Below are 13,780 nucleotides of genomic sequence, written 5' to 3'. Positions count from 1 at the left end.
AACTTCCGTTATTCATTCGTTGAATGACAGTGTTTCAGTAATGGCTGCAGTCGCCTCGTCCAGGCGTTTACCTGTTCGTTCCGTGGCCGTAGCGAACAGGTGTAACGCATTACGCCGATAGTCCGGCATCGTCTCACCACTCACCAGTGTGCCGGGTTCCGTAAAGGCCAGGTAGGTACGCGCTTTATCCAGAGGCAGACTTTCCAGGGTTTGATTACTGAGGAAAAGTCCACGGCTGGCTCTCTGTTCCAGGAAGATAAACTCCCCCTCGCGCAGCTGAATACCGATATCAGACCAGTTTTCTCCTTTGGAATAGATCGTGTGACGGCCGGGCTCAACAGGAAATGCCAGGTATTCATAATGCTGGGTATAGCCTATCCGGTCTTCTTCATCCTTGCCGTTGAGGTAAACCTCGAAATGGTTCAGCACGCCGGTGAAGTGGGGGCGAATCACGTAGACCATTGCCTGTCCCTGCTCCGGCAACGTTGTTGGATTGGCTTTTTCGGGTTCTGAAGGGGCGGGGATGCTGCGGACCACTTCATCCGGCAGTAACGGATGGATATCATCCGGCATCAGGGACAGGGCATAAAGCGCGCCGTCTTTGGTCAATTCTGTTGTCTTGGCGGTGCCATCGGAGACTGTCGTCCGGACGGTTTCAGGAATCGCATCACGGGTGGCGCTCAGTCCACTACCAATCAGGCTGGCGGAGCTGTCAAAGAGCCAGTAGATGGAGCGGCCAACCGCTTTCAGGCTATTTCGCGCAGGTCGCGAGTAATAAGCGAAATCTTTCAGTTCCTCTTCAGCATGGGCTTCTGAAGCTGCGGGTGTTTGCATTGAGGCTGTTGTTGATGAGGAGTTAACCGAGGCACAGCCACTGAGTCCGGCAGTGACAACGAGCAGGGTTGAGAGTATGGCTTCTTTCATAGTCAAATCCGACCTGTCTCAAGACAGGTTTCTTATTATTGTCAGTCACTGACGGTCAGGATTAGACACAACCGATCTGCTTCGTCAGTGACAGGTTTCGCTAACTGTACCTTATCCAGCCACAGGTCGAAAGATTATGCCGTACTTTCGTGCAATAACTCGACGGATTCAATGGCCGTAACCAGGAAGTGGTCGTCATTGGCCTGCCAGCGAATGTTTTGGTCCCAGAGTTGTATGCCGTGGTTGCGGCCCGGTCGACGCTGAAGGTAGGCCGGACGTGGGTCTTGTGAAAGCACTTGTGTGACGAGCGTTGCTAGGGGGCGACCCGTGAGCTTCTCGTATGCCTCGCAGTCGAGTGTGGCTTCCGGTGTAAAGCGGACTTCCCGGATCTGCGGTGGCTCAGGTGCAAATCCGCACTCAGCCTCAGCCACGGCATCCGCCCAGGGCAGGTAAGGTTTGATATCGACAATCGGTGTGCCATTGAGCAGATCGCTGCCTTCCAGTTCAAGGATGACCTTGCCGTTTTGCGTATCAATGCCCTTGAGCCTGACGACCGAGAGTCCCAGGCCATTGGGGCGATGGGTCGAGCGACTGGCAAAAACGCCGACCCGGGTTTCACCCCCCAGCCGTGGAGGACGGATGGTGGGTCGCCAGCCTTCCGCCAGTGTCTGGTGGAAAATGAACTGTAACCAGAGATGGGAAAAGCCTTCCAGCCCCTGAACCGCTTCTGGTCGGTTGAACGGCGGTAGCAGTTCAATGCAGGCGGTTGCAGCGGTCGCAAGCCCGGGTTGACGCGGAATGCCAAATTTTTCCCGATAGCAGGAATGGATGATGCCAATGGGTTCAAGGGTGTAAAGGGAAGACGAAGGTTGTTGCACGGCTATCCTGCTACCAGCATGAATACAAAAGAATATCCCAGCATACTGTGAAAGCAGGGCCGGGACACTACGAGACAGTCCTACCTGTGTTTCGTCACTGCCGCATGCATGCGTTCCAGGGCTTGCTCCAGTTGACTTCTCGGGCAGCCGAAATTCAGGCGCAGGTAGTCGGGATCACCGAACTGTGCACCGGGCGACAAACCGACGCCGTGCTGCTCAAAGAATCCTTTCGGATCTTTCAGTCCCAGTTCGGCTACGTTGATCCAGGCCAGGTAGGTTGCTTCCAGCGGTTGCATGGACAGGCCTGGCATCTCGTTGATGGTTTGCATCAGGTAGTCGTGATTGTCGCGAAGGTAATCCAGCAGCGCCAGGCGCCAGGGCTCGCCGTGGGTATAAGCCGCTTCTGCAGCCGTATACCCGGTGATCATACCGTCGGCAGAAGGAACGATACCGGCTTTCGTCTTGCTGAACTGCTTACGGAGTTCAGGATCGGGAATCACGGCAAAGGCGCAGGCCAGACCGGCAATATTGAATGTTTTGGACGGTGCCATCAGTGTGATGGAACGTTCCGAGCTGAAATCGCTCAGGCTGGCATAGGGGATGTGCTCTCGTTGCCGGTCCAGTATCAGGTCGCAGTGGATTTCGTCGGAACAGACTACCAGGTCGTGTCGACGACAGAACACTTCAATAGCCTGCAATTCTTCCCGGGTCAGGACACGGCCATTGGGGTTCTGGGGGTTGCAGAGCATGAACAGGCGGGTGTCACTGGTAATCCGACCTTCCAGTTCATCCAGATCCAGGTACCAGCCATTATCTCCCTGGCGCCAGTTAACGCTGATCATGCGACGACCGCCTTGCGGTGGTGCCAGTAGAAAGGGGTAATACACCGGTACAGGTGTGGCTACTGTCTCACCTTCTGCGGCGACGGCGCGTACGGCAATGTTCAGGCCGCAGACTGTACCGGGTAACCAGACCAGCCAGTCCGGTTCGATTCGCCAGTCGTACAGGTTCTGCAGCCGGTCTACCACCCGTTGTATCAGTGTTTCACTGGCATGGGTGTAGCCGAATACGCCATGCTCAATACGTTCGTGGAGTGCCGCGATGATTTCCGGTGGTGAACGAAAGTCCATATCGGCCACCCACATGGGCAGGATATCCTGCCCATGGTAACGATCCCATTTCAAGCTGTTGGTCTGGGTGCGATCCACCACCTGATCGAATAGTGTTGTCATGATTGCCGTGATCCTGATGCGGGCGGTTTTGTTGTTGGCTGGGATTCTAACCCTGCAGCGGGGACAGGGTCACGAATGTTATAGGTATGCCCCTTTACCCGTAGACTGCTTTAATAACATTGATACTCAATGCTCCAAGGATAAGGTGTGTTCATGGATGATTACCCTGTGGCCGGTCGTCGCTGCCTTTTATTTATTGTCGGTTGTCTGTTATCAGTGCTGTGCGTGACTCCTGAAGTCAGGGCGCATGAAGATCATGCGCATGTCGAGGTAGAGTCGGGTAGTACCACCGTGTCGTCGGGTGATGGTTTTCTCAATCCGTCCGAATCGATAGTTGCCCCTGTGGTCAATCATAACGACTGGGATGATCCTTTTCTGATTGGTACGGTTGCCACTGTCAATACTGCGGATCTCCCCAGGACGCCGAAATCACTGAATTTTTTCCCGACGGAACTCTACGATGACTGTAAAGCGGCCAGTGCCGAGGGGGGGAATGCTGATGCATATTATATCCGCACGATCATCAGTAAGATTGTTGTCCGGGATGAGCCTTTCCCGGGCATTATCTGCTTCATGCATGAGGCGGATTACTATGCACGGCGCGATGTCCTGCAGAAGAAAATTGCAGCGTACATTGAACAGTTACCCAACACTGATCAGGTTAAGGCTCTGGAAAATTATGTTTGGTTGCTGATGTACCTTGGGGAGTTCAAGACAGTACTGGCATTGTATGGACCATCAGGTCAGTACAGCCCGGTAGCAGAACAGAACGGCTCAATCATTTTTGCTATCAGTCAGGCCTATTTCCGGCTGGGACAATATCGGGAAGCGTATCCCTATGGCGTACGTGCCAACCGTTTATTGACCGACTCAGTGTTGGATACGCGCTGGCATGTGATGTTGATTGAACTGGGATTACAGGGACGGCGTTTTCTGGATGAACCCGATTCCGGTATTTTCGAAAAATCCTCTATTCGCTCCCTCTTTCCCTACCGGGATTGGGAGTCATTTCCGTTTGAAGATGTTACGGAGGCGATGGGTATTGATCGCTGGGGAGGCACTGGGTCCATCTCGTTCATTGATCTGGATAATGACAACTGGGATGAGCTGGTCTGGGAACGCAAATACATGCCGCCCCAAGTTTATAAGAACCTGCAGGGAAAAGCCTTTCGCAAGATACCGGCAGAAGACCTTGTGGCCAACCTTGGCAGCCCGATCATTTTCAGTGCGGGTGATATGGATAACGATGGACGACCGGATCTGTTCAGGCATTGTTGCAACTACGATGGCCCCGGCCCGACCCAGGTACTCAAAAACATGGGTAGCCTGACCTTTAAAGATGTCACGAAGTCATCAGGACTCGCTCATAACGAAGGTTCCGGTATGGTGGTGGCCTGGTCAGACTATGATCTCGACGGTTATCTCGACATCGTCATTGCCGATAACTGGGGGCCGAATCGTCTGTACCGGAATCGGGGCGATGGTACGTATGAAAACACCACTGTCCGTGCCGGTCTCAGGACAAAAGCGACAGTAGGCATCAGTTTCGGTGATTATGACAATGATGGCTGGCCGGATATCTGGGCCCAGGGGTGGGATGCGAAGTGGCTCTACCGCAATAACCGGGATGGGACCTTCACTGATGTCAGCGAAGAGGCCGGTTTAGGCGAGCAGTTAGGCCAGAAAGGTTATATGTCCTTTATGTTCGATTACAACAATGACGGCCATATGGATCTGTTTGCCGGGCAGTATGTGGTGTCGTCTGATGAGAAGTGGGGATTTGGTCCTATCTGCACGTGCAGCAACTTACTGGCGGATGAAGGGTATTCTGAGCGGGAATGGCGTTCAGCCACCACGATCTTCAAAAATAACGGTGACGGCACATTTACCAATATTGCTGAATCTTCCCGGTTTATCCCGTTAGGCATGATGGGTTCCAATCATGGTGACTGGAATAATGACGGCTATGAAGATTTGTTGTTTGGCGCCGGTGGGCCCTACATGCAGCAGGCAGAGCCTTTCCTGTTTTATGAAAACAATGGTGACGATACCTTCACCAACATTACGCCGTTTGAGATGTTGTCGCTGTTTGGCAAAGGCCATGGTTCCGCGTTTACCGATTTTGACCATGATGGTTTCCTGGATGTGGCGACCAATAATGGTGGCGCAGCGCCCGGGGATCTCTGGCCCAGCCTGTTATTGCGCAACAAGGGTAATGATAATCACTGGTTGAGAATCAAGCTGAAGGCGGAACTGCCGGATACCAATGCCATGGCGGTCGGTGCGAGGGTAACGCTCTATGCCGATGATATGTTGCAGGTGAAGGAAGTGCAGTCCGGCGGACAGTTTGGTGCAACGAATTCCCTCGTGCTGCACTTTGGGCTGGCCAAGCACTCAGCGGTGGATAAAATCGTTATTCGCTGGCCTAACCGGAAACTGCAGGAAACGGTGATAGAAAACCTCGATGCGAACCAGGAAATCGAGGTTTCACAACGCACAGGCAAATACCGGGTGCTGTGGGCTAAGCCTCCGGCTATTCTGCAGGTGGGTAAACGACGTTGATCTTTCATGGCAATCAAGGCGGGTGTTTTTACCGTATTCCCCGCCATTGCAGTGTTTGATCGGAGCGGTTAGGCTCTGCATCAATGGGGTTACCCATTCACTGATTGAGTATGTGTTGGATGTACAATCTTCTCGCCTTTCACAAAGCTGAACGCTACTGGCGCTCAGAACTTTAGCTCACCGCCTGCTCACCGGGTGGATAAGCCTTGCAGGCTTACCTGCCGTTTCTTTTATTCGCTCAAAACAATTAACCACTGTGTGACGCAGGTGTCATCATGTATTACTGGCTTATGCTGCTGGCGGCGATTGTGACCGAAGTGGCCAGCACCTCGTTTATGAAGCTTGCGGCGGAACAGAATCCCTGGCTGGGTTATGGCGCCATGGCGGTTCTTATTTCACTCTCTTATTACTGTTTGGCGCAGGCGGTGCGAAAAATCCCCCTGGCGCTGGCTTACACCATGTGGGAAGGGGTTGGGCTGTTGTTGATCAGTGGAATCTCCTGGCTGTTCTTTCACGAAACCTTTTCAGTATGGAAGCTGGTTGCCATCGGCTGTTTGCTGACCGGACTGGTGTTAATGAACCTTGGGGAAAAGTTGGCGGAAACGTCTGACGACAACAGTAGCTCATTGGGTAGGCATTCCAGAGACATGCCTACGTCAGCCATGCGCATGGAGGGGGCTGCATAATGAATAATGTGCCTGTTATTGCCTTGATGCTGGTTGTCGCAGCCTCAGCGTGTGATGTATTGGGCAATGTCATGACCAAACTTTCTGACGGATTCCGTCACAAGCTGCTGGCAGTAGCTGTGATGGTGGTTCAGATTGCAGCGTTTGGTTTTTTGGCTCTCGCCATACGCCATATTGATCTCAGTGTTGCCTATGCGGTCTGGGGTGGGCTCGGAATTATTGCAACAGCGATCATTGGTCGGTTGTTTTTCAATGAGACCTTGCACCCGGTGAAAGTGCTGGGTATTGCGTTTACGCTGGGAGGGCTGGTGGCCATGAAGCTGGCCATCTAGATCGGATGATAATGATCTGAACGGTGTTCTGTAGAGACGTACTGCGCAAGTGACGCAGTACGTCTTTCGTCGCTTATGCGGCTGCGTTTTGATGGGGCAGGTTCTGCATCACCCACTCATGAATGGTATGACGATCGCCTTTCAGTACGACTTCGCCTTGCTTGTTGTCTAGCTGATACTCGTACATGGGGTCGTAATAGTCTGCCAGCAGGGTGCGAATCCACTCCCTGTGACGCTCAATGGAACCATTACGCTGTTCTGTCAGCGCCTGTTCCATGATGGCGCGTAGCTCCTGGTGCCGGGCACCGCCCAGGCGCTTGCGAATCCTGTCCAGGCTGGCCAGTAGCGCCTCGGCATAACGCTCGAAGCCTTCTTCCCCATAAGCCGCAATATTCTCTTTGAGATTTTCTTCTACGTATTCTTCAAGGGTAATCTGCACGCGGTACTCAAGATCTTCTTCCAAAAGCAGAATGGGTGCGAGCTGCATCTTTTCCCGGAATTCCTGGCTGAGGCTGCAACGGCCAATCAGCTTGCTTTCATCTTCCAGGATGACTGTGCCCGTTCTGAAGTGCCGTTCTTTCAGCAGCGCGACAGAGAGGGCGTTTTCAAAATCAATCTGGTTGGGCTGGCCACCAATGCGGCGTCCGAAGCTGGATCCCCGGTGGTTGGCTATGCCTTCCAGGTCGACATGGCCAGGAAGGGTTATCAGTAGTCTTGTTTTACCTGTGCCGGTTTTACCGCTCAGGATGAAAAAACGACACTGACTGATGGACTTTTCCATTTCATCAATCAGGAATCGGCGCAGGGCTTTGTAACCGCCTGTGACCAGCGGATAGTCGATACCCTGTTCCCGAAGCCAGGCCTGCACGGTATGCGAGCGCAACCCGCCACGGAAACAATAGAGGTAGCCCTCCGGATTAGTCTGGACATGCTGCATCCAACCTTCTATTCGTGCATCACGTTCCTTGCCGCATACCAGTTCATTGCCCAGGGCAATGGCGGCGGCCTGTCCTTCGTGTTTGTAGCGGATGCCAACCTGTTCCCGTTCCCGGTCATTGATCAATGGCAGGTTGGTTGAATGGGCAAACGCACCTTTGCTGAATTCCACCGGTGCACGGACGTCCATGAGAGGGCGGTCGTTCAGGAAAATATCCAGGTAATTGTCAGTGTTCGGGCGTTTTTGGCTCATTTATTCAGGTCAGCAATGATCATGGTGTGGGCATTGTATCAGTAGCGGGATAATACACTATACGGACAAAAGGCAGCGGCAGTTTAGAAAACACGTGTTCAGGGGCATGACTTCCAACGGTTTAATACGACAGTCAACGCGTGTTAGCGGCTTGTCTGTTGATTTGCAGGCTACACTGTAAGCTCCTGAGCAAGCCTGGTGTGAGAAAGTGATGAGGTTCATCAGCAGGTACACGCTGGCTATATGTCTTTATTGCAGCGCTGAAGCCATGGCTGTCGATCATGGACAGCCATCCGCAGGGAAAAACGTCGAACCGCAACCGGTGATCGGGTTGGTTTTGCATGGTCTGGATGGTCAGTTCTACCAATCGGTAGAAAATACGGCGAGAACTTACCAGCAGTCTGGCCAGCCACCTTTTCGTCTCAATGCCGGTGGTGCTTTGCAGGAAGGAGATGTTGCCGTGCAGCGCGCTTTCTTACGGCAATTACTGGCTGGCCATGTGTCGGGTATCGTTCTGGCGCCCGCCGATGGTCAGGCATTATTGCCTGAACTGCTCCAGGCCAGGAAGCAGGGTGTGTGTGTCGTCAATATCGGCAGTCGTCTGGATACCCGGTTGATGGGCAATAAGCAGCTGGTCATTCCCTGGGTGGGTCCGGATAACCGGGCGGCTGCAAAAGACGTGGCAGAATTACTGGCTGGTCGTCTATCAAAGGGCGATCAGGTGGCCATACTGGCGGGACGGCCGGGGGATACCAGTTCCTTTGAGCGAGTGACGGGGTTTCGGCATGCCCTCAAAACGGCAGGGTTGAAAGTGGTCGCCATAGAGGCTGCGGGCTGGCAGCAGGACCGGGCAGAAGCGATCGTTGCTGGGTGGTTGAAAAAATACCCGAACCTGAAAGGAATCGCTGCCGCCGGAGACAATATGGCGGTTGGTGCCCTGATGGCCATTGAGGCGGCAGGTCGGCAAAACCGTATTGTGGTGACGGGTTTTGATAACCTGGCGTCAGCGCGCCCCTGGTTGCGCAATGGTCAGCTGTTGGCGACCGTGGAATGGTTCCCTGAGAAGCAGGGTATCTACGGTATCAATAAAGTCATGGGTAATTGCAAGGGCAACCAGTACACGCCGGTAGCACTGGTGACCGTTGAGAATATGGATCGCTATCCATCGCCGGGCATGAGCCGAAAGGTGCGTTACTTCTGGTAGCGGTGCCCCAACCGTTTTTTTTTGCAGGGCACATGGCAGAAGGTCGTGGTACTATTTCCGATTCGCGGGTTTGTGGTTGACAATTTATCTGCAGCCCGTATAACAACTTCTTTTGAATGCCTGCCTGTCTGATTGAATTGTTTTTATTATTTTGTGGCCTGTGAGTGTGATGCTTCAGGTAACAGTTATTATATCGGCAGGCAAAACGTTGAGCCTCATGCGGCCCTTGGTACGGGTCGCCACTGATAACAGTAAGGACTCCTGATGCCCGTAATTACCCTTCCTGACGGTAGCAAGCGCCAATACGATAATCCTCTGACCATCATGGACGTGGCTGCCGATATCGGTCCCGGCCTGGCCAAGTCCACCCTGGCCGGCCGTGTGAACGGCCAGTTGATGGATGCCTGTGAAACCATCAGCGACGATGCTGAGCTCGCAATCATCACCCCGCGTGATCCGGAAGGTCTGGAGATTATTCGCCATTCCTGTGCCCACCTGATTGGCCATGCGATCAAGCAGCTGCGCCCGAATGCTAAAATGGCGATCGGCCCTGTGATTGAGGAAGGTTTCTATTACGACATCGATACCGATGAGCCTTTCACGCCGGAAGACCTGCAGGTGCTGGAAAAGCGGATGCAGGATCTGATCAGCAAAAGCTACGACGTGATCAAGAAGTGGACACCGAAGGCAGAAGCCCGCCGTATTTTTGAAGCGCGTGGTGAATCCTACAAGATGGAAATCATCGACGAGATGGATGATTCCGTTGAGCAGGTCGGTCTCTACCACCATGAAGAATACGTGGATATGTGCCGTGGTCCCCACGTGCCCAACACCCGTTTCCTTAAAGCGTTCAAACTGACCAAGCTGGCCGGTGCTTATTGGCGGGGCGACAATAAGAACAAGATGTTGACCCGTATCTACGGTACTGCCTGGGGTGACAAGAAAGACCTGAAGGCGTACATCAAGCGCATTGAAGAAGCGGAAAAACGGGATCACCGTAAGCTGGCGAAGAAACTGGATCTGTTCCACCTGCAGGAAGAAGCGCCGGGCATGGTGTTCTGGCATCCGAACGGCTGGACCATCTATCAGGTGCTGGAGCAGTACATGCGCCAGAAGCAGCGTGATCACGGTTACCTGGAGATCAAGACGCCGCAGGTTGTTGATCGCAGTCTGTGGGAAAAGTCCGGGCACTGGGACAAGTTCAAGGACGATATGTTCACAACGAGTTCCGAAAACCACGACTTTGCCATCAAGCCGATGAACTGCCCCTGCCACGTGCAGGTGTTCAATCAGGGGCTGCGCAGCTACCGTGATCTGCCGTTGCGTCTGGCGGAATTCGGTTCCTGTCACCGTAATGAGCCGTCCGGTGCGTTGCACGGCATAATGCGTGTACGTGGTTTTGTTCAGGATGATGCGCATATCTTCGTGACTGAAGACCAGATCCAGAACGAAGTGTCTGATTTCATCGACTTCCTGCATGAAGTCTACGATGACTTTGGCTTTGAGAACCTGATCTACAAGCTTTCTACCCGCCCGGAGAAACGGGTTGGTTCCGATGAAAGCTGGGATAAGGCAGAAAAAGCACTGGCCGAAGCGCTGGATGCGAAAGGTTTGCCCTGGGAAGAACTGCCCGGTGAAGGTGCGTTCTACGGTCCTAAGATTGAGTTCTCCCTGAAGGATTGCCTGGGTCGTGTCTGGCAGTGCGGTACCGTGCAGGTGGATTTCTCCATGCCGGGCCGACTGGGCGCTGAGTACGTCGATGAAGATGGTGAGCGCAAGACCCCTGTCATGCTGCACCGTGCAATCCTGGGTTCCTTTGAGCGCTTCATCGGTATCTTGATTGAACACTATGAAGGCCGGTTCCCGGTTTGGCTGGCGCCCGTGCAGGTCGCGGTACTGAACATCACGGATGCACAGGCCGGTTATGTCACTGAGCTGGAAAAAACCCTTAAAGAACAGGGTTTCCGGGTAAAAGCGGACTTGAGAAATGAGAAGATCGGCTTTAAAATCCGCCAGCACACGATTGAACGTGTACCTTATCTCGTTGTTGTAGGGGATAAGGAAGTAGAATCCGGCACTGTCGCCGTCCGTACGCGCTCCGGGGAAGATCTCGGTTCCATGACGATCGAAGCATTCCAGGGAATGCTGGCGGCAGAGATTGCCAGACGTGGCCGTGTAGCGACGGCTTCCGACGCATAAACAGGAGATATAGCAATTAAACGTCCTAACCCACGGGATCGGCGGCAGGCACCTGCTGCACCGATTAATCAGAATATTCGTGCAAAAGAAGTACGTCTGATAGGCGCTGATGGCCAGCAGGTCGGCATAGTCGCATTCCGTGACGCTCTTGAGCAGGCCGTTAGTGCTGGACTGGACCTGGTGGAAATCAACGCGACCAGCGAGCCACCGGTCTGTAAAATCATGGATTATGGCAAGCATCTGTACGAAACAAAGAAACAGAAAGCAATTGCCAAGAAGAAGCAGCAGCAGACCCAGGTGAAGGAAGTTAAATTCCGTCCAGGGACTGAAGAAGGGGATTATCAGGTAAAACTGCGCAACCTGATACGTTTCCTTGAAGAGGGCAACAAGGCCAAGGTATCGCTGCGATACCGCGGTCGGGAGATGGCTCACCAGGAGCTGGGCATGGAACTCCTCAACCGGGTTGAAAAGGACCTGGAAGAAGTGGGTGTCGTGGAACAGCGTCCGAAGATGGAAGGCCGTCAACTGATCATGATCCTTGGACCCCGAAAGAAAAAGTAATTCGGTAAACCGGTAAACCTGTCCGGTCTCACGGTCGGGCAGGTTTCCTTTTTCCGGAAAACTTTGTTTTTTTACTCAAATCGGCATCGGGTTAACCCTTCCCCGGAAGTGTGACCGATCGCCCAAATGCGGAGTTTTAGCAATGCCTAAGATGAAGACCAAAAGCGGAGCTGCCAAGCGCTTCAAGAAAACCGCCAGCGGTTTCAAGCGTAAGTCAGCCTTCAAGAGCCACATCCTGACCAAGATGACCACCAAGCGTAAGCGTCAGCTGCGTGGCACCAATCTGGTGTGCCCTGCGGACAAGCCGCTGGTTGAGCGGATGCTTCGCGTCTAATTGTCTTTTTGTTCAGTTTTAAGGTTTTTGGAGAGTTAAGCTATGGCACGTGTTAAACGTGGTGTCGTCGCCCGTCGTCGTCACAAGAAAGTTCTGAAGCAGGCCAAAGGTTACTACGGCGCTCGTTCACGAGTATTTCGCGTAGCCAAGCAGGCGGTTACCAAGGCTGGCCAGTATGCCTACCGTGACCGTCGTCAGCGCAAGCGTCAGTTCCGCGCACTGTGGATCGCCCGTATCAACGCCGGCGCCCGTGCAAACGGTCTGACCTACAGCCGCATGATTGCGGGGCTGAAGAAGGCCAACATCGAAATCGACCGTAAGGTTCTGGCTGATCTGGCTGTTCACGAGAAGGGTGCATTCACTCAGATCGTAGAGCGCGCCAAGGGCGCCCTGGCCTAACGGCACACGGTTACGTCAGCACACGAAAAAGGGAGAGTCCGCCAGCTCTCCCTTTTTTATTGTCATAAGCTTTCTGATCTAAAGCTGTAAAAATGGTCATCCGCATAAGCTGCTTTTGCCAACTCGAATTTCAGGAAGTTATATATCCCAATGAACTGTGTCGGCGGGCTCGGTTGTAATCGACTTTAATGTATTCAAACACAACCTTCCGCATCCGTGCCCGATTCATCATTGGCTTATGATGTATAGCCTCAACTTTCAATGAGTGGAAAAAACTCTCTATGCAAGCGTTGACGCTCCTATGTCAGGCTGACGAAATGGACTTCAGGTCTTGCAGGATTATCGGGAGCACTTCTCGATCGATATACCGTTTCAGGCAGCGCTGAATTTCCCGTTTTGTACGACGACCTTCTGCAGTTCTTTTCGTAACATACAGGTGAGTTCGAGGATCACTCTTCATGTGGATAAGGCTGAAAAGTCTCGCTTGAGCAAGTTAGGCGCAACAGGCAATGTGTGCTTGCTGTCCATCGTAAGAGCCGCTTTGGGAGCCAGGCTCTGTCGTTTTATGCTGTCCTGAATGGTTTTGATACAGCAAGACTTCCCAGCATCCACGAGTTCTTTCTGAATACGGCGAGCACCAGCACGGGACTTAATCTGCCGGAAAGCGCCTAGAATCAACCCGTCACGGAGCTGCTGTTTGGCAGCGCGATGACTGGATTTATGACGGATTCTTCCCGCGGTTGTACACACTTCGCGAGACTCGTAGAACAGAAGACATCCTGACCAGAGAAAGCCGACTCCTGTTCCTGAGCATAAAGCGGAATCGCTCTATTTTAGGTTCTTCGCGAAGTTTGGTGGTCGCCTTTTTTAGCATTTCATGCTCCTCAGCTGTAGTTATTCTAGCCTGGTGCTGCGGATTGCCATGCGTAGAGCTGGGACTCCCGGAATCCCAACTTCTTGGTTGCTGACGGGATACTGGTTTCCTATGTCAGATTCAGGGCTTGGAATTTCGGCGAATGATAGAAGCCATCTCATAAAAGATTAATATGGTCGCCTATAATGCAAGTTAATTTGAGCTTGTATGTTTATGTCTACTGATCTTACCGATAGCCAATGGGACTATATTGAGCCCTTTATTCCACCACTATCTGTCAGGGCTGATGGAAGAGGTCGGCCATGGATAGCATCAAGAGACGTATTTGCATATTCTGGTTTACTTGAACACCGATTCTGGTCTACTTGAACACCCCCGTCACCTTACGTATTGGCGAGCCTGATTT

12 protein-coding genes and 1 pseudogene are annotated in these 13,780 nt (G+C 52.9%); 8 read left to right on the top strand and 5 right to left on the bottom strand.

Going from position 1 to position 13,780, the window contains the following annotated elements; translation table 11 throughout:
* Nucleotides 1-12: 12 nt before the first annotated feature.
* The 3 genes from ABD892_RS24110 to ABD892_RS24100 all read right to left on the bottom strand — a co-directional run bounded on the left by ABD892_RS24110 (nucleotide 13) and on the right by ABD892_RS24100 (nucleotide 3,034).
* Nucleotides 13-924 carry a hypothetical protein gene (locus tag ABD892_RS24110; RefSeq protein WP_345198817.1) on the bottom strand — a complete coding sequence of 304 codons (912 nt, stop codon included), beginning with the start codon at nucleotides 922-924 and terminating at the stop codon, nucleotides 13-15.
* Between the two features lie 134 nt (nucleotides 925-1,058).
* On the bottom strand, nucleotides 1,059-1,802 hold the full coding sequence (gene tsaA / locus ABD892_RS24105; RefSeq protein ID WP_345198815.1) for a tRNA (N6-threonylcarbamoyladenosine(37)-N6)-methyltransferase TrmO: 744 nt from the start codon (nucleotides 1,800-1,802) through the stop codon (nucleotides 1,059-1,061).
* Between the two features lie 80 nt (nucleotides 1,803-1,882).
* On the bottom strand, nucleotides 1,883-3,034 hold the full coding sequence (locus ABD892_RS24100; RefSeq protein WP_345198814.1) for a MalY/PatB family protein: 1,152 nt from the start codon (nucleotides 3,032-3,034) through the stop codon (nucleotides 1,883-1,885).
* 153 nt (nucleotides 3,035-3,187) lie between these two features.
* Here ABD892_RS24100 and ABD892_RS24095 point away from each other — a divergent pair, with 153 nt between their 5' ends.
* From ABD892_RS24095 to ABD892_RS24085, 3 genes are all read left to right on the top strand, one after another.
* Entirely contained in the window at nucleotides 3,188-5,596 is a 2,409-nt protein-coding gene (locus ABD892_RS24095; RefSeq protein ID WP_345198813.1) for a CRTAC1 family protein, read from the top strand.
* 275 nt (nucleotides 5,597-5,871) lie between these two features.
* Complete coding sequence (locus ABD892_RS24090; protein ID WP_345198812.1) at nucleotides 5,872-6,282, top strand: DMT family transporter; 411 nt, start codon at nucleotides 5,872-5,874, stop codon at nucleotides 6,280-6,282.
* Nucleotides 6,282-6,614: a DMT family transporter gene (locus ABD892_RS24085; RefSeq protein WP_345198811.1), complete on the top strand. Its 333-nt coding sequence runs from the start codon at nucleotides 6,282-6,284 to the stop codon at nucleotides 6,612-6,614. Before ABD892_RS24090 ends, ABD892_RS24085 begins: the two co-directional genes overlap by 1 nt.
* Nucleotides 6,615-6,687: 73 nt before the next feature.
* Here ABD892_RS24085 and mnmH read toward each other — a convergent pair whose 3' ends face one another.
* Nucleotides 6,688-7,803, bottom strand: coding sequence for a tRNA 2-selenouridine(34) synthase MnmH (gene mnmH, locus ABD892_RS24080; protein ID WP_345198809.1), 1,116 nt, complete (start codon nucleotides 7,801-7,803; stop codon nucleotides 6,688-6,690).
* 268 nt (nucleotides 7,804-8,071) lie between these two features.
* Here mnmH and ABD892_RS24075 point away from each other — a divergent pair, with 268 nt between their 5' ends.
* The 5 genes from ABD892_RS24075 (at nucleotide 8,072) to rplT (ending at nucleotide 12,500) form a co-directional block, all read left to right on the top strand.
* A complete protein-coding gene (locus tag ABD892_RS24075) occupies nucleotides 8,072-9,007 on the top strand; it encodes a substrate-binding domain-containing protein (protein ID WP_345198808.1) in 936 nt (311 codons plus the stop codon).
* A 264-nt stretch (nucleotides 9,008-9,271) separates the two neighbouring features.
* On the top strand, nucleotides 9,272-11,206 hold the full coding sequence (gene thrS / locus ABD892_RS24070) for a threonine--tRNA ligase (RefSeq protein ID WP_345198807.1): 1,935 nt from the start codon (nucleotides 9,272-9,274) through the stop codon (nucleotides 11,204-11,206).
* 9 nt (nucleotides 11,207-11,215) lie between these two features.
* The gene (gene infC / locus ABD892_RS24065; protein WP_425559350.1) at nucleotides 11,216-11,767 is read left to right on the top strand and encodes a translation initiation factor IF-3; all 552 of its coding nucleotides are present in this window, start codon (nucleotides 11,216-11,218) and stop codon (nucleotides 11,765-11,767) included.
* Between the two features lie 142 nt (nucleotides 11,768-11,909).
* The gene (gene rpmI / locus ABD892_RS24060; protein ID WP_211824155.1) at nucleotides 11,910-12,101 is read left to right on the top strand and encodes a 50S ribosomal protein L35; all 192 of its coding nucleotides are present in this window, start codon (nucleotides 11,910-11,912) and stop codon (nucleotides 12,099-12,101) included.
* Nucleotides 12,102-12,143: 42 nt separating this feature from the next.
* Nucleotides 12,144-12,500: a 50S ribosomal protein L20 gene (rplT, locus tag ABD892_RS24055; RefSeq protein WP_345198805.1), complete on the top strand. Its 357-nt coding sequence runs from the start codon at nucleotides 12,144-12,146 to the stop codon at nucleotides 12,498-12,500.
* A 130-nt stretch (nucleotides 12,501-12,630) separates the two neighbouring features.
* Here rplT and ABD892_RS24050 read toward each other — a convergent pair.
* Nucleotides 12,631-12,792 (bottom strand): annotated as a pseudogene (locus tag ABD892_RS24050) (IS3 family transposase); the annotation flags it as partial.
* Nucleotides 12,793-13,780 lie beyond the last annotated feature (988 nt).

The sequence above is a fragment of the Kistimonas scapharcae genome, from assembly GCF_039540975.1.
Taxonomy (GTDB): Bacteria; Pseudomonadota; Gammaproteobacteria; order Pseudomonadales; family Endozoicomonadaceae; genus Kistimonas; species Kistimonas scapharcae.
Note: the sequence above shows the minus strand (reverse complement) of the source record. Positions and strands in the feature narration are given on the sequence as shown.

Coding starts and splice junctions, on each gene's coding strand:
- ABD892_RS24110 (WP_345198817.1), bottom strand. CDS start 924: ATGAAAGAAGCCATACTCTCAACCCTGCTCGTTGTCACTGCCGGACTC.
- ABD892_RS24100 (WP_345198814.1), bottom strand. CDS start 3,034: ATGACAACACTATTCGATCAGGTGGTGGATCGCACCCAGACCAACAGC.
- ABD892_RS24095 (WP_345198813.1), top strand. CDS start 3,188: ATGGATGATTACCCTGTGGCCGGTCGTCGCTGCCTTTTATTTATTGTC.
- ABD892_RS24090 (WP_345198812.1), top strand. CDS start 5,872: ATGTATTACTGGCTTATGCTGCTGGCGGCGATTGTGACCGAAGTGGCC.
- ABD892_RS24085 (WP_345198811.1), top strand. CDS start 6,282: ATGAATAATGTGCCTGTTATTGCCTTGATGCTGGTTGTCGCAGCCTCA.
- mnmH (WP_345198809.1), bottom strand. CDS start 7,803: ATGAGCCAAAAACGCCCGAACACTGACAATTACCTGGATATTTTCCTG.
- ABD892_RS24075 (WP_345198808.1), top strand. CDS start 8,072: ATGGCTGTCGATCATGGACAGCCATCCGCAGGGAAAAACGTCGAACCG.
- thrS (WP_345198807.1), top strand. CDS start 9,272: ATGCCCGTAATTACCCTTCCTGACGGTAGCAAGCGCCAATACGATAAT.
- rpmI (WP_211824155.1), top strand. CDS start 11,910: ATGCCTAAGATGAAGACCAAAAGCGGAGCTGCCAAGCGCTTCAAGAAA.
- rplT (WP_345198805.1), top strand. CDS start 12,144: ATGGCACGTGTTAAACGTGGTGTCGTCGCCCGTCGTCGTCACAAGAAA.